14 protein-coding genes are annotated in these 26287 nt (G+C 34.7%); 7 read left to right on the plus strand and 7 right to left on the minus strand.

What is annotated here, in order from left to right:
- Window positions 1-48 precede the first annotated feature (48 nt).
- From JC605_RS12680 to JC605_RS12710, 7 genes are all read right to left on the minus strand, one after another.
- A complete protein-coding gene (locus tag JC605_RS12680; protein WP_198856541.1) occupies window positions 49-1188 on the minus strand; it encodes an exo-beta-N-acetylmuramidase NamZ domain-containing protein in 1140 nt (379 codons plus the stop codon).
- 181 nt (window positions 1189-1369) lie between these two features.
- Entirely contained in the window at window positions 1370-2674 is a 1305-nt protein-coding gene (locus JC605_RS12685; RefSeq protein ID WP_198856542.1) for a serine hydrolase, read from the minus strand.
- Window positions 2675-2678: 4 nt separating this feature from the next.
- Entirely contained in the window at window positions 2679-5180 is a 2502-nt protein-coding gene (locus JC605_RS12690; RefSeq protein ID WP_198856543.1) for a beta-N-acetylhexosaminidase, read from the minus strand.
- Between the two features lie 13 nt (window positions 5181-5193).
- Window positions 5194-6675: a glycoside hydrolase family 10 protein gene (locus JC605_RS12695; protein ID WP_198856544.1), complete on the minus strand. Its 1482-nt coding sequence runs from the start codon at window positions 6673-6675 to the stop codon at window positions 5194-5196.
- Between the two features lie 420 nt (window positions 6676-7095).
- Window positions 7096-7923 (minus strand): alpha/beta hydrolase family protein, encoded by an 828-nt coding sequence (locus tag JC605_RS12700; RefSeq protein ID WP_198856545.1) that lies wholly within the window; start codon window positions 7921-7923, stop codon window positions 7096-7098.
- Between the two features lie 55 nt (window positions 7924-7978).
- Window positions 7979-10894, minus strand: a complete 2916-nt coding sequence (locus JC605_RS12705; RefSeq protein ID WP_198856546.1) for an FAD-binding and (Fe-S)-binding domain-containing protein — start codon at window positions 10892-10894, stop codon at window positions 7979-7981.
- Between the two features lie 329 nt (window positions 10895-11223).
- Entirely contained in the window at window positions 11224-11973 is a 750-nt protein-coding gene (locus JC605_RS12710) for a DeoR/GlpR family DNA-binding transcription regulator (RefSeq protein WP_198856547.1), read from the minus strand.
- 248 nt (window positions 11974-12221) lie between these two features.
- On the opposite strand from JC605_RS12710, the gene JC605_RS12715 reads away from it, so the two are divergent.
- From JC605_RS12715 to JC605_RS12745, 7 genes are all read left to right on the plus strand, one after another.
- Window positions 12222-15509, plus strand: coding sequence for a TonB-dependent receptor (locus JC605_RS12715; protein ID WP_198856548.1), 3288 nt, complete (start codon window positions 12222-12224; stop codon window positions 15507-15509).
- A gap of 25 nt (window positions 15510-15534) precedes the next feature.
- A complete protein-coding gene (locus JC605_RS12720) occupies window positions 15535-17268 on the plus strand; it encodes a RagB/SusD family nutrient uptake outer membrane protein (RefSeq protein WP_198856549.1) in 1734 nt (577 codons plus the stop codon).
- 236 nt (window positions 17269-17504) lie between these two features.
- Window positions 17505-18707, plus strand: coding sequence for an exo-beta-N-acetylmuramidase NamZ domain-containing protein (locus JC605_RS12725; protein WP_198856550.1), 1203 nt, complete (start codon window positions 17505-17507; stop codon window positions 18705-18707).
- Window positions 18708-19008: 301 nt separating this feature from the next.
- Window positions 19009-19836: an N-acetylmuramic acid 6-phosphate etherase gene (gene murQ, locus JC605_RS12730; protein ID WP_198856551.1), complete on the plus strand. Its 828-nt coding sequence runs from the start codon at window positions 19009-19011 to the stop codon at window positions 19834-19836.
- 170 nt (window positions 19837-20006) lie between these two features.
- A complete protein-coding gene (locus tag JC605_RS12735; RefSeq protein ID WP_198856552.1) occupies window positions 20007-21515 on the plus strand; it encodes a sodium:solute symporter in 1509 nt (502 codons plus the stop codon).
- A gap of 74 nt (window positions 21516-21589) precedes the next feature.
- Window positions 21590-24586: a glycoside hydrolase family 3 N-terminal domain-containing protein gene (locus JC605_RS12740; protein ID WP_198856553.1), complete on the plus strand. Its 2997-nt coding sequence runs from the start codon at window positions 21590-21592 to the stop codon at window positions 24584-24586.
- 111 nt (window positions 24587-24697) lie between these two features.
- Window positions 24698-25969, plus strand: a complete 1272-nt coding sequence (locus tag JC605_RS12745) for an acyltransferase family protein (RefSeq protein WP_198856554.1) — start codon at window positions 24698-24700, stop codon at window positions 25967-25969.
- Window positions 25970-26287: the final 318 nt, after the last annotated feature.

Genomic DNA, 26287 nt, shown 5'->3' on the forward strand with positions numbered 1-26287 from the left:
TTCTATTTTGTGTGAAATCAAATAAAACGAAAGAAAACCTGAAAGATATTACTTATAAATCAAATATTTAGCTCTCATTTTTTTAAACGCAATTAAACCTTCTTTCCAACTGTTTCTGATTTCTTCTTCCGAAATTCCAGCTTCAATCTGCTGTTGGAGTTTTTCATTTCCTGCGCGAATGGCAAATTTTCTTTTATCGAAAAATTTAGATTTATCTGCTGTTGTCTGATAGGCTTTTATCAACCATTTAATTTCTAATCTGCTTATTCTCGGAATAGAAGACAAATCTTCCCCATTGCATTCTATACCTTTGTATAAAGGATCTTTATCTCCAAAATTAGGTTGTGGAGTAAAAGAGAAATCGCTTTTTGGCAGATAGGGCGAACCGTAAATCTGAAACTGTTTTTCAGTTCCGCGTCCCATGCTCACATTTGTTCCTTCAAAAAGACATAAACTCACGTATAAATTAATCGCCTGATCGTTTGGCAAATTTGGCGAAGGTCTTACAGGCAAACTATAAGAGCTTTTTCTGGTATAATTTAAACATGGAATCACAGTCAAATCACATTGAATACCATCTTTCAGCCATTTTTGTCCGTTGATCATTTTTGCTTCTTCGCCCAAAGTCATTCCGTGCAGCAAAGGCGTTGGATGCATTCCGATTCCACTTTTAAAAGCGATATCCAAAACTGGTCCGTCAACAATCGCAATATTCGGATTTGGACGATCCAGCACAATCAGTGGAACATTGTTCTCTGCGCAGGCTTCCATAATGCGGTGCATTGTAGAAACGTACGTATATAATCGTGTTCCAACATCCTGCAAATCAAAAATCATAACATCGATTCCTTTTAATTGCTCTGGAGTTGGTTTATTGTTTTTTCCGTAAAGCGAAACAATCTGCAAACCAGTTTTAGAATCGATTTCGTCAGATACATTCTCGCCAGCATCAGCTGTTCCTCTAAAACCGTGTTCTGGTGCAAAAATGCTTTTTATTTTTACTTTTTGTTCTACTAAAAAATCTACTAAATGTTTTTCTTTAGTGATAATTCCCGTTTGGTTAGTTACAATTCCTACGGTTTTACCTTTTAATAAAGGCAGGTATTTTTCGGAATTCTCAGCACCAGTTTTTATTTGCTGCGCAAAAGAAACCGCTGAAATTAATATGCAAATTATTATATTTTTCATGGTAATTATTTTTTCATCTTGCCACAGATTAAAAGGATTAAAATGATTTTTGCCTCTCGCAGATTCCGCAGATTTAGCAGATAATTTTTAAAAATAAAATCTCCTAAATCTGCGAGAAAAATTTTTAGATTTTGTGTCACAATAAAAAATCATTTTAATCCTTTTAATCTGTGGCAAATTTTTATTTATTAATCTGTTTCCAGATTTTAGCACTAAAATCGTCTTTGTACATTAATCTGTTTGTTCTCGTTGGGTTAACTCGATTGGTTAGAATGATTAAAAATCGGTTTGTATTTCTATTCATAAAGAAAAAAGTTCCTGTAAAACCCGTATGTCCAAAATCGTCTTTTGTAAAAAACTCGTCTGGTTTTCTTTTATCAAAACCTAAACCGCGATAAATTCCCTCTTTTGCAAGTGGCGAATCTGTAAACTCTTTTACAACATTTGCTTTTAGAATCTGTTTTCCGTTGTAATTTCCGTTGTTCATTAACATTTTACAGATTACGGCAATCGATTCTGCGTTGGCAAACAAACCTGCATTTCCAGAAACGCCTCCAAAAATTGCTGCCGCTTCATCGTGCACATAACCTTTAACAGTATCTTTTCTAAAAAAATTATCTACTTCAGTTGGCATGACATTATCTATTGAAGTCCATTTTAACGGATTATATCCAATTTTCGAAATGCCTAATTCGGAATAAATTTCATTTGTGAACTCATCGAGTTTTTTGCCCGTTTTCGTTTCAATCATTTGCTTCACCAAAAGCAAATTTAAATCGCTATACAAATATTTCCCTCTCGGATTTGCATTTGCCTTTGCAATCCTTTCATAAACCGACGGATAAAATTCTGGATTGAGCCACATGTTTTTATAAATCTGAACCCAATTTTCTTTTGGTTCAAAAACCAGATATTTAGAATCGTAAACAATATTTTTGTTCACAAACATATTATCAAAAGGCTCAACATATTGTTCCGATTTTTGATTGCTCAAAAAAGGCGAATTATCTGGTGTAGAAAGCAATGCTTGATAAAAAGTGATACTTGGCGTTAATCCAGAAGTATGCGTTAGCAATTCAAAAAGCGTTAAATCGGAAATCGCTGTGTTTTTGTACATCGGAACAATTTCACCTACTTGATCCGTCAATTTAATTTCTCCATCTCCAACAAAACGCATTGTTACAAGTGTTGCTCCTAAAACTTTGGACATCGAAGCCAAATCAAAAACATCATCTGATTTTACTAATTGCTTTTTGGTATAATCATGATAACCGTAATTTTTGGAAATCACATTAAAATCTCCTGTACCCACGATAATTTGCGCTCCTGGAAAAAAGCCTTTTTCAAGCGCATTTGTCATCATCGAATCAATATAAACCTCATTTCTTTTTACATCAAAAGATTGCTTTGCCTTTTTCTGCGAATAACCTTTTACTCCCAAGAAAATCAAGGAAACCATTATAATTTTAATACTAATATTTTTCATAGTACTATGGATTAATTTTTAAGTCCTGTCCTGCCATCAAAGGCTCATTATTGGTTCCTGTAATTTTTATTCTAACTGCTTTTACAGGCTGCTTCGGATAAATGGATGCGTTTCCGTAATCAAAATCAGCTCCTTTTATAAAATCAGTTCCATTGTATGAAAACTCCACAAAACCATTATTAATAATGAATCTTGGATGATGCGGAATTCCAGTTAAAACATCTATTTTAGAAGAGGTTACAGGAGTAGTAAAGGTATACAAAATCCAATCGCCATCTTTGCAGGCAACATCGGTACGCAAATAGGTTTCTTCATTATAATCTTCCAGATTAGCAATTGGAAACTTCGGATTTTCTGCCATCGAAGAAGTCACTTTCACTTCTGGTTCCTGATAAGGCGTACAATTGAATTTTACATTTGCTGCAGATTTTTTCTCTTCTTTATTTTCGACTGTAAAGTCTAATCGATACGTATTTTTTTCATTATAATTTTCAATCAAAAATCTTAGGCGAGGTTTTGATTTTAGTGCTTTTTCATCTGCATAAGTCTGAATTAATTTATCGTTTTCAAAAAGCGAAACATTTTTGATTGTTCCGTTTGCTCCATCATCTGTCGGATTGAAAGTCAAATACCAGATTCCTTTTCTATCAACATGTTCAGTAATATTTTCAGAAATAGTCAAGACTTCTGCTTTAGAGGTATTCCAATTCGCAACAGGCAATTTTTCAGCTTTTACTGCTGGACTTGCTGCATATTCATTAAAAAATACTCTAAACATATAGCGTTCGTAATCTTTTGTTTGAATTGGCTCTGTGTATAGAGGCGATTGTCTTGTTGGCTCATTTCCATCTTTATCAAATCGCACAACAGCACCTTCATAAGGTGGCGTTACAGTAATTGTTCCGTTTTTATAAATCGCTGTTGGAGGAAAATCTCTAAAAGCAATTCCCATATCTGCCAGTCTTTGCAAATGACTGTGAGTTAATCTTCCGTAAAAATCGTCCCAGTTTTTATCTTCTTTTTTAGACCATCCAATTTCAGACAACGCACTGATTCTTGGATAACTTTGATATTCCATAATTCTTGCAGGACGATCCAAATATTCGCTCCACAAAGCACCTTGAACTCCGATTATATTTTTTTGTTCTTCTGGAGTTAAATCAGTATCTGGAATTGGTTCAAACGAATAGGCTCTTTTGGTATCTGTGATTGCAGCCCAACGATGGCCGCGTTCTGTTTCAGATTGTGCCATATCGTAATACGTAAATTGTCCTGGCATCATGATGGTTTTATACCCTTTTTTTGCAGATTCAATTCCATAACTAATTCCCTGCCAAGCAGAAATCAATGTGTTCGGATCAATTTCTCCGCCTTTCAGGATTTCGTTCCATCCATCTGTTTTTTTATGGTATTTGTCTACAATTTTCTGTGCTCTTCTAAAGAAATAATTTTGAAGCTGAAAACTATCTGTAAATCCTTCCTTTGCCATCAAAGCTTGACATTTTGGACAATGTTCCCAATTGGCGCGATTGACTTCGTCTCCCGCGATATGAATATATTCAAAAGGAAATAATCCAGATACTTCTCTAATAATCGAATCTAGGAGATCATAATTTTCTTCACGCCCAACACACCAAACATTTTTCACTTCGCCCTGAACACTTTTTAGTTCCTGCGTAATCGCACAACCCACTTCTGGATACGAAGCTGTTACCGCACGCGAATGTCCCGGTATTTCGATTTCTGGCATTACAGAAATACCTCGATCTGCTGCATAAGCCACCACTTCTTTAATATCTTCTTGTGTATAGAAACCTCCGTAACGTTTGTCACCAGAGCCATAAGAAGGAAGCAAAACTTCGCCTGGACCTCTCCAAGCGCCTTTTAAAGTTAAATCTGGAAGTGATTTAATTTCGATTCTCCAGCCGTTATCGTCTGTTAAATGCCAATGAAAAACATTCATTTTATGAGCGGCCAACCAATCGATATAATTTTTTACGGTTTGTTTGTCAAAAAATTGTCTCGAACAATCGAGCATCATACCGCGCCAGTCAAAACGAGGATAATCTTCTATTTTCACAAACGGAACGGTTCCTTTTTTAACATCTTTTGCAGAACAAATTTGAAGTAAAGTCTGAAATCCGTTTAAAACTCCTTTATCTGTTTTTCCTTTTACGAAAATTCCGTTTTGGTTTATTTCTAATTGATAACCTTCATTTGTAAGATCCAATTTCTTATCAACCAGAAATGAAATATTATTTTTTCCATGTTTTTTTCCAATAGAAACAATTGGGGTAATTCCTGTATTTTTTGAAATATTTGCTGAAATATAATCGGCGCTGTTTTTTAATTTCTTGTCTACAACCACTTTTAATGGCGAAGGCAAAACCAACTGTCCAGTATTTTGTTGAACTGATACAGGTTTTGGAATTAGGTCTAATTTTTGGGCTTGTACAAAACTAAGCGAACTTAGAAATAGGGCTAATAGAAGAATACTTTTTCTCATTTCTTTGTATATTTTATTTTATTGAAAATTCAATCGGACTGCTTTCTGTCTGGGTCTGACTCAAAGCGGTGAGCGCATAAACGTAGTTTTCCAAATCGGCATTCGGAACTTCTAGTTTTAGAGCTGTTGTCACGTAATAAATATTCTCAGGATTTGAGAAATCAGTTATTCTTCCTTTTGGGAATTTGTAGATTACATATTTTTTGTCGTTTAATGCCGCTTTCCAAGTTAAAACTGCTTTGTCTCCTTTTTTGGCAATTACTGCATTTGTTGGAACCTCTGGTTTTAATCTTGTAATTCTATTGGCTTCGGGAGTTAGAGCGATATATTTATATTCTTTTTCAATAAGAGGATTTCTAAGTGTATCTCCTTTTTTCAAGAAAGTCGAAGCGGTAAAATGCATAGAACCATCAATTTGAAGCATTTTACGAATCATTTCAATCTGCTTCACGATTTGATCAGGACTTCTCCACTCCGGTTCTTTAGCCGATGTTGAAATTTTATAATCGCCATGACCAATATAAACATTAGCTCCGTATTTGTGTTCTGCCCACCATTTTGCCAGAATTTCAAAATTGGCACGGTCAAAACCAATATGCCAGTATAATTGAGGTGTTACATAATCGATCCAGTTTTCTTTTTGCCATTTTAAGATATTCGCATACAAATCATCATAATTTGTTGCTCCAGCAACGGTATTAGAACCTTGCGAATCTTTGGCAATATTTCGCCAAACTCCAAAAGGCGAAATTCCAAATTCGACTTCTGGTTTATTGGCAATAATGGTATCTCTAATTTGCTTGATAATTAAATCGACATTGTCTCTTCTCCAATCGTCTTTATCTTTAAACTGACGTGGTTCTTTAGCGAAAGCTTTTTCATCTGGAAATTCTTGTCCTGCAATTTTATACGGATAAAAATAATCATCCATATGAACTGCCTGAATATCATATTTACGAACAATTTCTCCAACAACTGAAGCCACAAAATCTCTAGTTTCCTGGAAACCTGGATTAAAATATCTCGTTTTTCCGTAAGTCAGGAAAAGGTCTGGTCTTTTAAAATATAAATGATTTTTTGAAAGTACGTCTCTAACGGTATCTTTCTGAACACGATACGGATTCAGCCAAACGTGAACGTTCATTCCGCGCTTTCCTGCTTCGTCAATCATCATCTGCAACGGATCGAAACCTGGGGCAACGCCTTGCGTTCCGGTTATCCAATGGGATGCTGGTTCTTTTATAGATTTATAAAATGCATCGGCAGTTGGGCGAATCTGAAAAATTACAGTATTCATATTATAAGAACGCAGATTATCCAAAATGGCAATCATTTCGTTCTTCATTTCTTTGTCTGATAATCCTGGTTTAGAAGGCCAGTCGATATTTTCTACAGTAGAAATCCAAGCGGCTCGCATTTCTCTTTTTGGAGATTGCTGACTGAAAATTTTAGTCTGAATCAGCAATACCAAAATCATAATTTTTAGGCTTTTCATAAATTATTATTTTAGGTAGTTAGTATAATATTGTTGCAGAAAAGTTTAACCGCAAAGGGCGCAGTGGTTTGCGCTATGTTCGCAAAAGTTTCTTTTCCTTTTTTTAAATCTCGCAAAGGCGCAGAGGCGCAATTTTTTTATTATTTGATGGTTATTTTTCTCTCGCAGATTTAGCAGATTCAATGGATTTAATTTGTTACGAAAAAAATCTTTTTAATCATTTAATCTGTGGCTATTTTTACTCTCGCAGATTTAATTCGCGGAAATTTGTGCAATTCGTGGCGAATATTTTTTTAATCCTTTATCCCGATAACTATCGGGAGTGACAAAAAAATACCTAACAGGTTTTGAAAACCTGTTAGGATAACCAACCAAAATTTATGCATTACGAATTATCGGTAGTTCGCAATGCACTTAACGTTACTTTGTTTTTATATTTTCGTTGAAGAAATCATGAAAAAACAAAAGCTGATATTTTATGGAATTTTCCCAATATTTAAGATTATGTTCGCCTGGACGTTCTATATAATCGTGATTTATTTTTAGATCCAGCATTTTTGCATGAAGCTCTCTGTTTACTTTCATAAAGAAATCGTCAACTCCGCAATCAATAATTAATTTTAATTTGTTGTCTTTTACCAAATCAAGCATATTGGTAACTGTATTTTGATTCCAATTTTCTGGAAACTCTGTAATTGGTCCTAATCGTTTTTTGATATCCCAATTTTCAGGAAACGGACGAAAATCTACGCCTCCGCTCATACTTCCTGCTGCTCCAAATACATCTTGGTGTTTAAAAGACAAATACAAAGCACCATGTCCGCCCATACTTAAACCTGAAATGGCTCTTCCTTTACGATCTGAAATGGTTCTGAATTGTTTGTCAATAAAAGGAACTAATTCTTTTACCACATAAGTTTCGTATTTAAAAGTTGGATCTATCGGACTGTCAAAGTACCAGCTTGAATAATTTCCGTCTACACCAACTATAATGAATCCATATTGATCAACTTGTTTTCCCAATTCTTTAAAATCTTTTGCCCAAGAGCCATAATTTCCGCTGTAGCCATGAAGCAGATAAACTACAGGAAATGCTTTCTTGCTCTTTTTATAATTGTCTGGAACCATAACACAAGTTTTAATATTCTTCTGCATCGAAGGACTAAAAACTTGCAAAGTATCAACCTTTGCCGCTTGAACTGCAAAGGCTATAAAAAGAAGAAAGAAAGTGTAAATTGTTTTTTTCATAATTGATGTTTTTATAAAATAATATTTTTGAAAAGCACTGGGAAAATACAAAAAATTATTTCAAACAATCTTTTAAAATAGTTACGGGATGCATGGCTTTTCTGCTCGTTCCGTCAAAAATCTGATGACGGCAGCTTGTTCCTGCGGCTGCAATTTCTGTAGATGACTCTGTTGCCCTAATTTTAGGAAACAGTGTATCTTCTCCCATCTTCATACTGATTTCGTAATGTTCTTTTTCATAACCAAATGAACCCGCCATTCCGCAACAGCCCGAATTGTAAATCGTAACGGTATTATTTTTTGGAAGATTCAGCATTGCAAAAGAAGCTTCAACAGAGCTTAATGATTTTTGATGACAATGCCCGTGGATTTTGATATTTTTCTCTTTTTCAGAAAATTGATCTGCATGAATTTTTCCGTTTCCAATTTCTCTTTTAAAAAACTCTTCGACCGTAAAGGTATTTTTCGCTAATTTCTCTGCACTTTCTTTATCTGCAGCCAATCGGATATATTCGTCTCTGAAAATCAATATGGCTGAAGGTTCAAGACCTATTAAAGGTGTGTTTTCAGAAATTATATTTTTAAAGGTATTGACATTTTTATTGGCAATTTCCTGCGCCTCTTCTAGAAAACCTTTTGAAATAAAGGCTCTTCCGCTTTCTTCATGCTCAATTAAAATTACTCTGTAACCTAATCTTGTCAATAATTCGTAAGCATCAATTCCGACTGAAACATCGTAGTAATTGGTAAATTCATCACAGAAAAGATAAACGCTGCCGTTTTCAAAAGCGCTGTCTACGTAATGCTTTTTGTTCTTTTCGTGCCATTTTCTAAAGGTCTTTGGAGCCAATAAAGGCACTTGTCTTTCAGGCGCAATTCCCATGCGTTTTTTAACGAATGAAAGATTCGAAGCCCAATTGGTAATAGATGGCGCAATGCTTCCCACTTCATTCAATTTCGAATTGAAAGCAAATATTTTATTTCGGAAAGAAAATCCGTTTGCTTTTTGGTATTGGTATAAAAATTCTGCTTTTAAAGTTGCCACATCTACATTGCTTGGACATTCGCTCGCGCAGGCTTTACAGCTCACACACAATTCAAAAACTTTATATAATTCTTCGTGATCGAATTTATTTTCTTTTTCAGAATTCGTCAGATATTCTCTTAAAGCGTTGGCACGTGCACGTGTAGTATCTTTTTCGTTTCTTGTGGCACGATAACTCGGACATAAAGTTCCGCCTGCAGAAGGCATTTTACGGCAATCGCCCGAACCGTTGCATTTTTCAGCAGCACGCAAAACTCCTAAACTATCAGAGAAATCTTGAATGGTTTTTATCTCAGGTTCTACCCTTCCCGCTTCAAAACGAAGATTTTCATCCATTTTAGAAGCATTTACAATTTTCCCAACATTCAAAATCGTATTAGGATCAAATGCTTTTTTTACTCGTTTTAGCAGTTCGTAGTTTTTATCGCCAATCATAAAAGGAAGAAACTCTCCGCGTAGAATTCCGTCGCCATGTTCACCGCTTAACGAACCTCTATATTTTTTCACCAAATGGGCTACTTCAGTAGATAAATTTCTGAACTGATGCAATCCTTCTTTTGTTTTTAAATTTATCTTCGGACGCAAATGCAACTCTCCCGCTCCAGCATGTGCATAGTAAATAGCACTTTGTCCATGCCTTTCCATCATTGCTGCAAAATCGGCAATATAATTGGGAAGATCGCTCAATTCTACCGCTGTATCTTCAATAGAATCGGCAGCTTTGTCGTCTCCTACAATACTTCCTAAAAGTCCAAGACCAGCTTTTCTTACCTCATTTACTTTGTCGATATCTGTTCCGTAAATTTTTGGCAAGGCATATCCGAAACCATTATTTTCAAGATCTTTAATTAATGCATCAGCTTGCAGTTCGGCATCTTCCATACTAATGTGCGATCCTACTTCTAGCATAATAACTGCTTTTGGTTCGCCTACAATAAAAAATCGGTTTTTAGCCTGTTCTCTATTGGTTTTGGTACAATCTAAAATCGTATCGTCCATCATTTCGCAAGTGTACAAATGATGTTTCATTGCAGTAACGACAGCTTCTAAACTTTCTTGAATGGTATGAAAATGCGCCACAACCATAATATTGTTTACTGGCGGCAAGTCGTCTACCTTTAAAGTAATTTCTGTTGTAAACGCCAAAGTTCCTTCACTTCCGCAAAGCAGTTTTCCTAAATTGATTGTGTTTTCTGTTCCTGAAAAAAGTTCCGATTTCAATAAAGCATCAATCGCATAACCCGTATTTCGTCTGTGAATTTCTGGTTTTGGAAATTCTTTTAAAATTTCTTCCTGATTTTCTTTGCTCGAAAGTTCGTCGTAAATGGTTTTGTAAATTTTATTTTCTAAAGAATCGCCTTTTGTTTTTTCGATAAATTCTTCAGAAGTTAAATCTTTAAATATTGCGGTAGTTCCGTCACTTAAAACGGCCTTTATTTCTACAATTTTATCTCGGGTAACGCCATAACGAATTGAGGTTGTTCCTGACGAATTATTTCCAACCATTCCGCCAATCATACATCTATTGGTAGTTGATGTAGTTGGAGCAAAAAATAATCCGTGAGGTTTTAAATATATATTCAGTTCATCACGAATTACTCCAGGCTGAACTGTTATGGTTTTATTTTTAGGATCAAAAGAAACAATTTTATTAAAATGTTTCGAAACATCGACAATGATTCCGCTTCCGACAGTTTGACCTGCAAGAGAAGTTCCTGCTGTTCTAGGCGTTATAGAAATTTTATTTTTTGAAGCGAACCGAATAATATTTACAATATCATTTTCTGATTTTGGAATCGCCACGGCAAGAGGCATAATTCTATAAGCAGAGGCATCTGTGGCGTATATTTTTTTATGAAGATCATCATAAAAAAGAGTTCCTTCTAGCGAGGTTTCTAATTCTTGTAGTTGAAGAGAATCGGACATTTAATTGGTTCTGTTGCTTTTGGTTCTTTAATACATGTTTTATTTCTGCGCTTCACTAAAAAGTTGTTTGGCAAAAACAATACATTCTAAATTTTATTAGAATTTGATATTTATTAAAGTTCCTCTTAAAAGCTTTGAACTTCTTTTAACGCACCAAAGAAATGGCAAGTAAACCAAGAAATGATTTTCATAAATATACCTGACTAATAAAATTAGTTTTAACAAATATAGATACAAAAAGCATACAAATACATTATTTTGCGTTTTTTAACATAATTAAATTAAAATAACGCAACAAAACGCAAAAACTACATTAAGTAAGTTTAAAATTATAAGATAAAAACACCAGATTTTCTATATTCGTCTAGTTTTTCATCTTCTGGATCTAACTCTGTCACAATCGTATCGAGTTGTGTAAGATCGCATACGCCGTGTGGCATTTTGGTATTTAATTTGTTTGAAGCAAACATCGAAACCACTCTATCAGAAGCTTCTATCATTGCTTTTTTCACAATTGAGATTTCATAACCTACTTCTGTAAGCCCTTGTTTTATATTTATACTGCTGGCACCAATGAAACAAATATCGGCTTTGATTTTAGACACCACCTGAATCACATCCATACCAATGGTTACCATTGCGTTTTTCTGCATTTTGCCACCAATAAATATTAAATCAATATTTGGATGTTGAGATAATTGCATCGCGATTGGCAAACTATAAGTATATATCGTAGCTTTTAAATTAGCAGGAATTAACTTGGCAAAAACCAAATTGGTGCTTCCTCCACTCATTATAATAACCTGATCGTCATGAAGTAAAGACAATGCTTTTGATACGATTTGTTTTTTTTGTTCTTCTGCAGTTATTGCAATATCAAATACATTTGCAGGTTTCTCTTTAACTTGAACTGCCCCGCCATACACCTTCTCTAACTGCTTTTTACTGTCCAATTCATTCAAATCTCTTCTTATGGTATCTTCAGACAAATCGAGAGCCAAAGCTAAATCTGTTGTAACAACTTTTTGGTCTTCAATAAGCTTAGTCATTATGTATTTATGTCTTTCGGCTTTCAGCATGTTTTTTAAAAGTTAAAGTTCATCACAAATATATCAAATATTTTAATCTCTATCAGAAAAGACGTTAAAAACTGCAAAAATACGCATTAAGTAGATTTTCAAAATAAATCAAATAAACTTTTTGAGGTAAAACTTGCGTTTTTTTGCGTTATTCAATTTTTTTTTCGAAAAAAAATCAAAAATAACGCATTTATATGCAATTAATAAATATATTTGCTCAACAACAACCATAAAAAACCAGATTAATCATGAAAAAGTTACTCTTTATTTCAGTGTTGGTTTTGTGCATTCAAACAGCATTTGGACAAGCAAAAACAGTTACTGGAACAGTAAAAAGCAAATCAGACGGAATTCCAATTCCTGGAGTCAGCGTCGTTATTCAAGGAACAAATAATGGCACTACAACTGACTTTGATGGAAACTACAGCATTTCTGTAGCACCGGGACGAACTCTAAGCTTTAGTTATATGGGTTATGAAACTCAATCAATTAAAGTGGAAAGCCAACAGAAAATAAATGTTGGTCTTACAGAAAGCACTTCGAAACTAGACGAAGTTGTTGTTGTAGGTTTTGCTTCTCAGAAAAAAACCAATTTAACAGGAGCTGTTGCCAATATTGATGTTGCTAAAACAATTGGAAGCAGACCTTTAACTGATGTTAGTAAAGCTTTACAAGGTACTACTCCGGGGGTAAACATTAATTTTAATTCAGGAAATATCAACCGTGCCGCAAAAATAAACATTCGTGGAGCGGGTACAATTAATGGTTCAGACGATCCTTTAATATTAGTAGACGGTGTTCCTACCGACTTATCATTAATTAACCCAAATGATATTGCTACGATGTCTGTACTTAAAGATGCGGCTTCTGCATCTATCTATGGTGCTCGTGCTGCGTTTGGAGTTGTTCTTATTACTACAAAAAGCGGAAAAACAGGCGAAGGAAAAGTGAGATTTTCTTATTCTGCCAATACGGCTTTTACAAACCCAATTTCTACACTTAAATTCTTAGATCCAACAGAAGAAATTCCAGGATTAATTGCCGCAGGAACAAGAACTGATGGTTCTACTCCGGAAATTTTCGGTCAGAATTACAGCATTTTGTTAGACGGAATTAAAAACTGGAAACAAAAATATGCAAACAATCGTACCAGTAATGAAATGGTTTATGGAGAAGATTGGGAAATAAAAAATGGTGTTCCTTATTTCTATAGAGTTTGGGATGCAAACAAAGAATTATATGCAAGCAATGCGCTACAAACTACACACAATATTTCTGCTCAAGGAAATTTAGGAGATAAAAGTTCATTCTTTGCTTCGTTCGGATTGACTAACCAAGATGGTATGTTAAGAGTAAATCAGGAAAAAAGACAAAGAATCAATATCAATTTAGGTTTTACAACAAAACTAGCAGATTGGCTTACTGGAGATTTTAAAGTAATGACAATCAACAGTTCTTATGATCAGCCATTTAACTATTATGGAGGTTCTGGAACTGATGACACTGGTTACGGAGGTTACTTTGGTTATGCGCTTCGTTGGGGGCAATATTTCCCGAATTTTGGAACCTACAGAGGATACAATTTCCGTACAGCTGGAGGATATTTATCTAATGCTTCTAGAAACGAAAATAACAAACGTAATACTAGAGTAAGCGCTAGATTTACGGCAGATATTACAAAAGATTTAAACCTTATCACTGAAATTAGCAGTGTAAACGATTATTACAACAGAAAACAAAATGGTGGTAAATTCTTAGCATGGGACAGCTGGTCTGCAATGCCATACGATGCCACTACGATTCAAACCGCTACTCCTGCAACTCTAGAAACAGGAAATGATTTTGTTGGACAATCAAAACAAGAATCAACTACAAATGTGGTAAACATTTATGGTAACTATAAAAAACAATTTGACAAGCATAACTTCAAATTCTTAGCTGGTTTCAACTCAGAATGGCAAAATTTATCTCGCAACTACGCAAGAAGAAATACGCTTTTGGACAAATCTAAGCCAGAATTTAACCTTGCAGTTGGTGAACAATTTGTTTCTGGAGCCGCAAACACAGATTTAAATCCAACGGTAACAGAGTACTCGATTGCAGGTTTCTTTGGCCGTGTAAACTATGATTACAACGGAATTTATTTAGTAGAGCTTAATGCTCGTTATGATGGTTCTTCAAGATTTCCAACTAACGAACAATGGGGATTCTTCCCTTCTGCTTCTGTAGGATACAAAATTGTGAACGAGAAATTTATGGAAGGAACACGCAGCTGGTTAAACGATCTTAAATTGCGTGGTTCTATCGGATCAATCGGTAACCAAAACGTTGGAAACAATGCTTTCTTATCGATCATGACAGCTAAAAACCCTTCTTGGGTAAATAGCGGTGCTACTCTTCCGCCTTCTACAAATTTACCAACTAACGTAGATCCTGCATTGACTTGGGAAAAAGTAATGACTAAAGATGTGGGTATTGATATTAAAATTTTGGATATGCTTGGTGCTTCTTTTGACTGGTACCAACGTGATACAAAAGGAATGCTTGCTCCTGGTATAACACTTCCAGGTTCATTTGGACAGACTTCTGCACAAACTAACTCAGGAAACATGAGAACTCAAGGTTGGGAGCTTTCTTTGAACTTTAATAAAAATTTAAGCGAAACTGCTTCTATTTTTGTTGATGTTGCTTTATCTGATTCTAAATCGGTTATTACAAAATGGAATAACACTTCTAAATTATTAGCTTTAGTTACCACTGATACTAAGCCTTACTATGATGGTTACGAGATTGGCCAGATTTGGGGATTAACAAGTGATAGACTTTTACAGGCTGATGACGTAATTACTAATAACGGAAAAACGGTAAATGGTGTTGACTACTCTAAAACAATGGGTGGAAACTTCAAATACGGAGCTGGAGACGTTCACTATGTGGATCTAGATGGTGACGGAGCTATTACTCGTGGAGCGGGAACTGCAGACGATCACGGAGATTTGAAAAAAATTGGTAATTCAACTCCTCGTTACAGATATGGTATTACATTGGGTGGTAAATTCCGTGGATTTGATATTTCTACTTTCTTCCAAGGAGTTGGAAAACGTGATTACTGGGCTGCTTCAGATGCTGTATTGCCTTTCTTCCGTGCGCCTCAGCAAATGTATGCAAACCAAGCAGATTACTGGACTCCAGAAAACACAGGTGCTTATTTCCCAAATCCATATTATGGTAACGAAGCAAATACTTTTGGGTCTGGTACTCAAGGCCAGAACAACTTTGTTACTTCAACAAGATATTTATTAGACATGTCTTATTTCCGTCTTAAAAACTTTACTATCGGATACAACTTGCCAGCAGCTCTTGTGAAAAAAGCAGGATTAGAAAAAGTACGATTATATACTTCTGGTGAAAATATTGCGACTTGGGCAGACAAACGTCTTCCTGTAGATCCTGAAATTGACGAAACAGAAGTTTTCTGGGGAAGAGCTTATCCTTACACAAAAACATGGTCAGTTGGTGTTGATATCTCTTTCTAATTTCTAACTATTCAAAACTCTTACAATGAAAAAATACAATATAAAATCTAAGTTTCTGCTAATGTTTGCAACTGCTTTACTTGCAGGAAGCGCAGTTAGCTGTTCAGATTATCTTACTGATGATCCTGCAGATAAATTTACAAACGATAACTTTTGGCAGTCAGAAGACAACGTAAAAACCTTTTCATGGCTTAATTATGATACTTTTTATGGTTATGGAAATGGTACTACAATCGGACTTTCGTTCTTCTACTATCATGGAAGCGACTATAGAGTTGACGATAACTTGTCTGCCTTTACTTTCTACCAAATGCCAGTTACAGCTGCAACTACGAATCTTTATTCTTGGAATGAATATTACACGCTTATCCGTCGTTGCAACCTAATGCTAGAAAAAATCCCGACAGTAAACATGTCGACAGAAAAAAAGAACCATTACATTGGAGTTGCTAAATTTTTTAGAGCTTATACCTATTTCCGTTTAGTGCAAAAATTTGGAGATGTGCCTTACACTGACAAATATTTAGCTCAAGATGATGCTGCAGTATATGCTCCTTCAAAACCAAGAGCCGAAATTATGGACAACGTAATTGCAGAACTTCAAGAAGCAGCCGATTTGATGCTTGTAAATGATGACAAAAACGTTACGGCAAATAAATACACAGCTTACGCAGCCTTAAGCAATGCTTGTATTTATGAAGGTACTTACAGAAAATACCATTTAGGTCAAGATGGAAGCGTTTACCTTAACAAAGCAAAAGCAGCTTCTTTGATGATTATGAACAATCCAAGCTACAAATTGAATGCAGATTGGAAAGGGCTTTACAACTCAGTTGAATTACTTGGAAATTCAGAGGTGATATTAGCAAAACGTTATTTAACAAACGTATTAATGCACTCTCTTCAAAACTATACAAACACTTCAACAATCCAGTACGGTTTAACAAAATGGGCTGCTGACAGTTATGTAACAACAAACGGATTGCCTATTCAACAAGCTGGAAACAGCCAATACGCAGGAGACGACAATGTTACAAATACATTCACTAACAGAGATCCTCGTTTTAGTAAAACGGTAAATCCTGCTAACTACGGTTACAAAGGAAAACCTTTTGGTACAACAGCTTTAGTTTCAATGTCTGGATATGTATTTGAATTGTACAATAATCCTGCTACAACAGGTCCAGATGTAACTACAGGAGGACGCAACTATACCGATGCTCCATTATTCACTTTAAGTGAAGTGTATTTAAATTATGCTGAAGCTTGTGCTGAATTAGGAACTGCAACAAACGCAGATCTTGATTTATCAATCAACAAAGTGCGTACTCGTGCCGGAATCGCTCCTTTGACTACTGACGGAGTAAATGCTTCTGCAAATGGTGTTCAAATTAACGACCCAAGAAGAACTTCTTCTTTAGAACAATTGACTGGAGTAGTAAATCCGTTAATTTGGGAAGTTCGTCGTGAGCGTCAAATTGAATTCATGAGCTGGACAACATTAAGACAAGCTGATATTTACCGTTGGAAAAAAGGTGATTATTTAGATACAAATAAAAACCCTGACGTTAATCTTGGTGCTAGAATTGGAACTCCAGTTGGATCGCAAACTGTTGTTGATGCAAACGGATATGTAAAAATATACCCAGCAAGCACAAGAACTTTTGAACCTAAGCATTATTTAATGAACATTCCAACGAATGACATTGATTTATACAAAGCTCAAGGTGTAGAATTAAAACAAAATCCAGGTTGGTAATTCGGTAAAAACTGAAAAAACCAAATTTAATAAAACTGCCTCCGACGTGAGACTTTTCGGAGGCAGTATTTTAAAAACACTTTTTTAAAACAAATTGTGACCCCAAAAAACCTGTTCATTCAGGTTGTATCTTGTTAGTTTTTAGATTCCCCAGTCTACCAAAAACAATCATATATTCTCCGATAAAATCTTAATTTTATTAGTCCATTTTGTCTCTAACTAATAACTGTATTAAAATGATAAAATTTATAGCAAAAAGTGCTTTTGTTACAGCATTTCTGTTTTATACTCCGTCTTATTCGGCAGTCATTCAGCCCAATAAAACTATTATTTCAGTAGATAGCAATTACGCTGTTATAAAAACAGGTGCTGACAATTACGAAAAATACCTGCCGCTTTTAAAGGATAAAAAAGTTGGAATTGTAACCAACCAAACCGGAATTTTATCTGACAAAACTCATGTAGTAGATTTTCTATTGGAGAAAAAAATTACTGTTCAGACTATTTTTGCTCCCGAGCACGGATTTAGAGGAACAGCCGATGCCGGCGAACATATCGTTGACGGAAAAGATCCCAAAACAGGCTTGCCAATTATTTCGCTTTATGGCGAAAATAAAAAACCAAAACCAGAGCAGTTATCTGGAATTGATGTCATGATTTTTGACCTGCAAGATGTAGGAGCACGATTCTATACCTACATTTCTTCTTTGCATTATGTAATGGAAGCTTGCGCAGAAAATAACATTCCGCTTATTGTTTTTGATCGTCCAAATCCAAATGGTTCTATCGTAGACGGACCGCTTTTAGAAAAAGAATTTACCAGTTTTGTTGGCATGCACCCTATTCCGCTCCTTCACGGAATGACAATTGGGGAATATGCGCAAATGGTAAATGGAGAAAAATGGCTAAAAGATGGTGATCAATGTAAACTAACCGTTATTCCTTGTGTAGATTACAGCAGAACAATGCCGTACAGTTTATTGGTAAAACCATCTCCGAATTTGCCTAACGATCAGTCTATTAATCTATATGCCAGTTTATGCCTTTTTGAAGGAACAAACGTAAGTATGGGGCGCGGAACTGAGAAACAGTTTCAAATCTACGGCTCCCCGTATTTAACCAAAACCAATTTCAGTTTTACTCCAAAACCCAATTTTGGCGCAAAAGATCCTTTATACAATGGAAAAGAATGTTTTGGCGAAGATTTGACTGCTTATCCGAAATTGAAACAATTAGAACTGAAATGGCTTATTAAAGCGTATCAGAATACCAGCGATAAAACAAAATTCTTTAATGCATTTTTTACCAAACTGGCAGGAACAAAAAAATTACAGCAGCAAATTGAAAGCGGCGTTTCTGAAGCTCAGATAAGACAATCTTGGAAGAAAGATCTAGAATCTTTCAAAAAAATGCGAACAAAATATCTGATTTATAAATAACATTTCTAATTCAGTTCTCTTAGACTAAATTTTTTAAACAATAGAAACATAGACTTTGATAGACTTACAAAAAAGCGTTTCATTAGCATAAACACACACATATATATTGCTATGCAGAAATGTAGTTCTCTTTGGTTTGCTTTTTAAAGATTGGTTACCTTTTTAAACAAAAATCAAAACCTGTGTTTCTATGTTTTTAAAATTAAATTCTATTCTAAATAAAAATATCAAACTATTAATGTAAAAATAGAGAAGCCTGATAGTAGAAAAATCTCGGTTTCAATAATCAAAAAAAAGAAAAATGAAAAATAAAAATCCTGAAACGGAACAAGAATCTTTGTACAAAGACTTGGATCAAATGAGCGTGAAAGAACTTCTTACAAACATTAATACAGAAGACAAAAAAGTTCCGCATATTATTGAAGAGCAAATTCCTAAAATAGAAAAACTGGTTAAAGCCATTGTAAAAAAAATGCAGTTGGGTGGAAGATTATTTTATATTGGAGCGGGAACATCTGGGAGAATCGGAATTTTAGATGCATCGGAGTGTCCGCCAACTTTTGGTGTTCCCCATGATATGATTATCGGAATTATTGCCGGCGGAGACACAGCTATTAGAAAAGCGGTAGAAAATGCAGAAGATGATACCGAACAAGCATGGAAAGATTTGGCAAAATTCGAAATTTCAAGCTTAGATATGATTATCGGAATTGCTGCTTCTGGCAATACTCCATACGTTTTAGGCGCTTTGAAAAAAGCTAAAGAACACAACATTAAAACAGGAAGTATTTCTTGTATCAGCAATGGACTAATCGCTCAAGAAGCTGATTATCCGATTGAGTTAATTGTAGGTCCTGAATTCTTAACAGGAAGCACGAGAATGAAAGCAGGAACGGCTCAAAAACTTACTTTAAATATGATTTCTACTTCGGTAATGATCAAATTAGGAAAAGTAAAAGGCAACAAAATGGTTGATATGCAGCTGTCTAACGAAAAATTGGTGAAACGCGGCATCAAGATGATTATGGAAGAACTTGCTATTGAATATGAAGTTGCCGAAGAATTACTGCAAAAACATAAAAGTGTACGAGCTGTTTTATTAGCGCACACCAAAAATCAGGAAAACTAAAAACCACACTATCAAAATCTTTTTATAGATTTATACAAATTCAAAAACTGGATAAATTCATTTTTTGGAGTTTTTAACACCGACCTGACAGAGTAAAATCCGTCAGGTCAATTAAAAAATCTTCTTTATCTGAGTTATTTATAAAAACCAAAAATCACCAAAACTATAAAATGACACCAAGTACCATCCTTCTCCTTATTATCGTTTATTTCGGAACATTGTTCTATATATCGCACAGAGTCAGCAGAAAAGACAGCGGAAATGAAGCTTTTTTTACTGCCAATAAAAATTCAAAATGGTATTTAGTGGCTTTCGGAATGATCGGAACAGCGCTTTCAGGAGTAACTTTCATTTCTGTTCCTGGAGAAGTTGGCGCACCAAGCGGTGAGCAATTTAAATATTTTCAGTTTGTTTTAGGAAATGCACTTGGTTTTATTGTCATTACAAAACTTTTACTGCCTTTATATTACAGAATGAATCTGACTTCGATTTATGGATATATAGAGCAAAGAATGGGCTTTTTCAGCTACAAAACAGCAGCTTCTATTTTCCTAATCAGCCGAACGATAAGTTCTGCTTTCAGATTGTATTTGGTCGTGATCGTTTTACAGCGTTTTGTGTTCGATTTTTATCATATTCCTTTTGCGTTTACTGTTTTAATTTCATTGTTGTTAATCTTCTCTTACACATATCGAGGCGGACTAAAAACAATTATTATAACAGATACTTTACAGACTTTCTTTTTGGTAACTTCTGTTTTTCTTACGATCTATTTCATTTGTGATCGTATGGATTTAACTGCCATCACCGCATTTGAAGAAGTAAAAAACAGCAATTATTCTAAGATCTTTTTCTTTGATGATTTTACGGGAAGTAAATTCCATTTTGTAAAACAAATTTTGGGCGGAATGTTCGTAACTATCGCTATGACCGGTCTAGATCAAGATTTAATGCAAAAAAACTTGAGCTGTAAAAACATTGGCGAAGCACAAAAAAACATGTTCACTTTTACAGGAATCTTTGTTATCATTAATATTTTCTTTTTGAGTGTTGGAGCGTTGTTATATATATATGCAAACAAAAACGGAATAGCTGTTCCAACCGATTTAGTTACCGGAAAACCAAGAACCGATTTACTTTTCCCTGAAATTGCTTTAAACCATTTAGCGCTTGTTCCCGCAATTGTATTTTTATTGGGAATTATTGCTGCCACTTTTGCAACTACCGATTCTGCCTTAACAGCCTTAACAACTTCTTTTTGCGTTGACTTTTTAGGCATGGACAAAGCAGAAAACAGCCATAAAAAAAACACGGTAAGAATTAGACATTTAGTACATATCAGTTTTTCTATTTTAGTATTTTTTATCATCTTGATTTTCAACTCAATCAATGACAGTTCGGTAGTCGGAATGATTTTTAAAGTTGCCTCTTACACTTACGGTCCATTATTAGGATTATACGCTTTTGGTTTGTTTCAAAAATCAAGACATGTAAACGACAAACTAGTTCCGTTTATCTGCTTGCTTTCTCCATTATTCACCTATTTCATCAATGAATATTCTAAAGTTTTATTCGCAGGATATGTTTTTGATAATGAATTAATTATACTAAACGGATTAATTACTTATTTAGGATTATTTATAACCAGTTCACGCAGTGAAAAAGAAATAAGTTTCTAATTCAGCTTAATACTATTGATGAATCAATTTAAATTTAAATGCATTAAACTCAAATTGATTCTTAAAAAAACGATATGAAAAATCCATTTATAAAAATCAGTTTATACGCCGCTTTTATATTTTTAATTACCAATTGCGCATCCAAAAAAAATAATGGCGCAGCAGATGCCAAAAAGGATATTCCTTTAAAAGACACTGTTGTTTACGTACAAAAAAACACTTCAGACAAAAAAACTTTCTTTAAAGATTCTGATAAAGAAACGGCTTGGGTTGACAGCATTTACAATAAAATGACGGTACAGGAAAAAATCGGACAATTGTTTATGGTTTCTGCCTATTCCAACAAAGATTCTGTACACGTTAATCAGATCAGTAAAATGATTGAAGATTATAAAATAGGAAACGTTATTTTCTTTCAGGGCGGACCAGTTCGTCAAGCGAAATTAACCAACTTATATCAGTCAAAAGCAAAAGTACCTTTGATGATCGGAATCGATGCCGAATGGGGATTAGCCATGAGATTGGACTCTACATATCGCTATCCTTGGAATATGACTTTGGGCGCAATTCAGGATTTAAGTTTAATTGAAAATGTGGGGAAAAATATGGCAGCCGAAAACAAACGAATCGGCGTTCATTTCAATTTTGCACCAGTTTTGGATATTAATACCAATCCGAAAAACCCAATTATCGGAAACCGTTCTTTTGGTGAAGATAAAGTCAATGTAACCGAAAAAGCGCTTGCTTTAATGAAAGGAATACAAGGAAATGGCGTTTTCTGTACCGGAAAACACTTTCCTGGACATGGCGATACTTCAACTGATTCGCATCATGCTTTACCGACCGTTAATTTTTCTAAAGAACGTATGGAATTAGTCGAACTATATCCATATAAAAAATTATTCGACGAAGGTCTTGCTTCTGTTATGGTCGCGCACCTTAATATTTCGAGTTTAGAATCACAACCGAATTGTCCTTCTTCTGCTTCATATAATGTGGTTACCAATCTGCTTCAAAAAGAGTTAGGTTTTAATGGCTTAATTTTTACAGATGGTTTGGCGATGAAAGGCGCTGCCAACTTTAAAGGTCCTGGAGATCTAGAAATCGCTGTTATTTTAGCAGGAAATGATATTTTGCTTTGTCCAGAAAATGTACCCGTTGCTTTTCAGAAATTGGAAGAGGCGTACAATACGCAAGTAATTACGGAAGAACGATTGTCACATTCGGTTAAAAAAATTCTTCATTTTAAATACAAAGCAGGATTAAATAAATACAAACCGATTGATTTAAATAATTTGTACAATGATTTGAATCCGTCGCAAAATGATGCTTTACATTATAAATTGTATGAAAATGCGATTACGGTTTTAAAAAACGAAAAAGAAATTCTTCCGATAAAAGATTTAAGCGAAAAAATCGCCTATATAAAATTGGGTGAAGACACCAATAGCGCTTTCGTTTCGACATTAAAAAAATATACCAATATTACAGAAGTTAAAGACACCAATCTGGACAGTCTAAACAAAGAATTGAAAAAATTTGACAAGGTTATTATCAGTTATCATAAAGTAAATAAAGCTTGGGAAAAACAAGAATTTACATTACAAGAAATGCTTTGGCTAAAAGAAATTGCAAAACACAACAAAGTAATTCTAGACATTTTTGCAAAGCCTTATTCGTTATTGTCTATTAATAATTTTGATGATATTGAAGGATTGGTGGTTTCGTATCAAAACTCAGATATTAGTCAGGTTGTTTCGGCAGGATTGCTTTTTGGCGCCATTGAAGCCAAAGGAAAATTGCCTGTTTCTATAAATGATGCTTTCCATGTAAATGATGGATTAACTACCGAAAAACTAAATCGTCTGGCTTTTACAGCTCCAGAAAATGTAAATATGAATCCGGCAATTCTATCACAAATAGACGCCGTAGCGCAAAAAGCAATTGATGGTAAAATGGCACCGGGAATGCAGGTTTTAGTTGCCCGAAAAGGAAATGTTATTTTTCAGAAATCGTACGGAGCGCAAACTTATGATAACGGAAAAAAAGTAACCGATTCAGATTTATACGACGTGGCTTCGATTTCAAAAATGATTTCAACATTGCCAAATGTGATGCAATTGTACGATAAAAACAAAGTAGAACTGGACACCAAACTAAAAGACATGCTGCCTTTCTTTGCCAAAACAAACAAAGAAAATATCTCTTTCAAAGATTTGCTAAACCATTACGCAGGACTTCAAGCGTGGATTCCGTTTTACAAAGCAACTTTAGACAGCAACAATCAGCCTTCTGAAAAATACTATCGAAAAGCAGCAGAAAACGGTTTTACAACAAAAGTTGCCGAGAATCTTTACATTCGAAATGATTATCATGATACGATTATGAAAATCATTGCTGAAAGTCCTGTAGCTCTAAAAAAAGAATACAAATACAGCGATTTTACTTTTATCATTTTAAAAGAATATTTAGAAAGAAAAACACATAAAAAACTAGAAGAACTGAGTCAAGAAAATTTCTACAGCACTTTAGGAATGACTAATACGCTTTATAATCCATTAGACAAATTTGACAAAAGCAATATTGCACCAACCGAAATTGATAACTATTTCAGACATCAGGTTATTCAAGGTTATGTACACGATATGGCGGCCGCAATGGAAGGCGGAGTCGCTGGTCACGCAGGAATTTTTTCTAATGCCATGGATGTAGCCAAAATGATGCAGCTTTATCTTCAAAAAGGAAATTATGGCGGAATTCAATATTTTTCTCCACAAACTTTTGATGCTTTTAATACTTGCTATTACAAAAATCAAGGTGTCCTGAGGGGTTTAGGATTTGATAAAAGAGTACACAAAGGCGGACCAACCTGCGACTGTGTTTCTGAAGCAAGTTTTGGACACACAGGTTTTACAGGCAACATGGCTTGGGCAGATCCAGAAACCGAAATTGTTTATGTATTCTTATCTAACAGAACGTATCCAGAAGTAGTAAATGACGAAAATAAATTAGCCAAAGGAAAAATCAGAGAAGAAATTCAGCAAATCATTCAAGATGCAATTATCAGATAAATTCCAAATTTTAAATTCCAAATCCCAAACTATAAACTCAAAACCATCAACCATAAACTATCAACCATAAACTATCAACCATAAACTATCAACCATAAACTATAAAACCCAATGACAAAAGAACGCTTAACCTCACTCGATGTCTTTAGAGGATTTACTATTCTCTTAATGACGATTGTCAATAATCCGGGAAGCTGGTCATCTATCTATCCGCCTTTAGAACATGCTGAATGGCATGGCTGTACGCCTACTGACTTAGTTTTCCCGTTTTTTGTTTTTATTATGGGAACGGCTATTCCGTTTGCAATGCCTGTGAAGCATTTTGACGGAAGTGTTTTCAATAAAATTTTAGTTCGTTCTTTGCGAATCTTCTGTTTAGGATTATTTTTAAGTGTTTTCAGCAGAATCCATTTATTTGGTTTAGAAGGCATTCCATTATTGGGATTGCGATTGATAGTTGCTTTTGCCGTTGCTTATGCCCTTTTAGGAAACTTTTCAATGAAAATCAAAACCATTCTTGCCGTTGGCGTATTTCTAATTCTTATCTCATTATCATTTAGCGGACTTGAACATTTTGAAGACACCAGAATTCCAGGCGTTTTGCAGCGAATTGCCATTGTGTATTTCTTTACTTCTATTTTGTATTTAAAGACTAATTTAAAAACACAGCTTTTAGTTTTAGCCACACTTTTAATTGGATATTGGCTTGTAATGGCTTTTGTTCCCGTTCCTGGATTTGGTCCTGCCAATTTCGACAAAGGAACCAATCTTGCCGCTTGGATAGACGATACACTTCTAAACGGACATTTATGGGCTTCATCTAAAACTTGGGATCCAGAAGGAATCTTAAGCACTTTGCCAGCCATTGGAACTGGAATTCTAGGAATGTACATTGGTCAGCTGTTAAATTTATCTATTGATAAAATGGAAATTGTAAAAAAGACCGCCATTGCAGGAACTGCTTTAGTAATTGGAGGCTTAATTTGGAACATCTTCTTCCCTATTAACAAATCACTTTGGACAAGTTCTTATGTTTTATACACAGCCGGAATTGCAACATTATGTTTAACGCTTTTGTATTATATAATCGATATTAAAGGACATAAAAAATGGACGAAATTATTCCTGATTTGGGGTGTAAACCCAATGATCGTATTTTTCTTTTCTGGAATAATTCCGAGAGTTTTAAGTGGCATAAAAGTAGCCGATCCCGAAAAAGCTGGAGAAGAAATTGGGCTTCAAGCGTATATTTATAATCATGGAATTATTCCTTGTTTTGAAAACCCATTAAATGCATCACTCGCTTATGCTTTATCTTATGCTGTTTTCTGGTCATTCATTTTATGGATTTTCTACAAAAAGAAACTGATTTTTAAAGTGTAATTAAGATTATAATAAATTACCACAACGAGTTACAATGTAATATTCCGTAGGAATATCTGGTCGGTAGAAAAAGAATATGTCATTTTGCATTGTGTTCCAGAGGAACACCTGATTTTATATAACAGCGTTCTGTTTTACCAACCAAACGTTCCTACGGAACGTATAACCGCAATACAAATTTTTAATTCTACCAATGAGACATTCCTACGGAATGAATTAAATAATTTCAGCCGGACTTAATAGTTTGATTTGGTCATCGTTCTGGCACTTATTTAGGTAAGATCCCTTTTCTTTTTTTCTAAAAATTTTTAGAAAAGC

Origin of the sequence: Flavobacterium sp. IB48 (assembly GCF_016405855.1) — a bacterium.
Taxonomy (GTDB): Bacteria; Bacteroidota; Bacteroidia; order Flavobacteriales; family Flavobacteriaceae; genus Flavobacterium; species Flavobacterium ginsengisoli.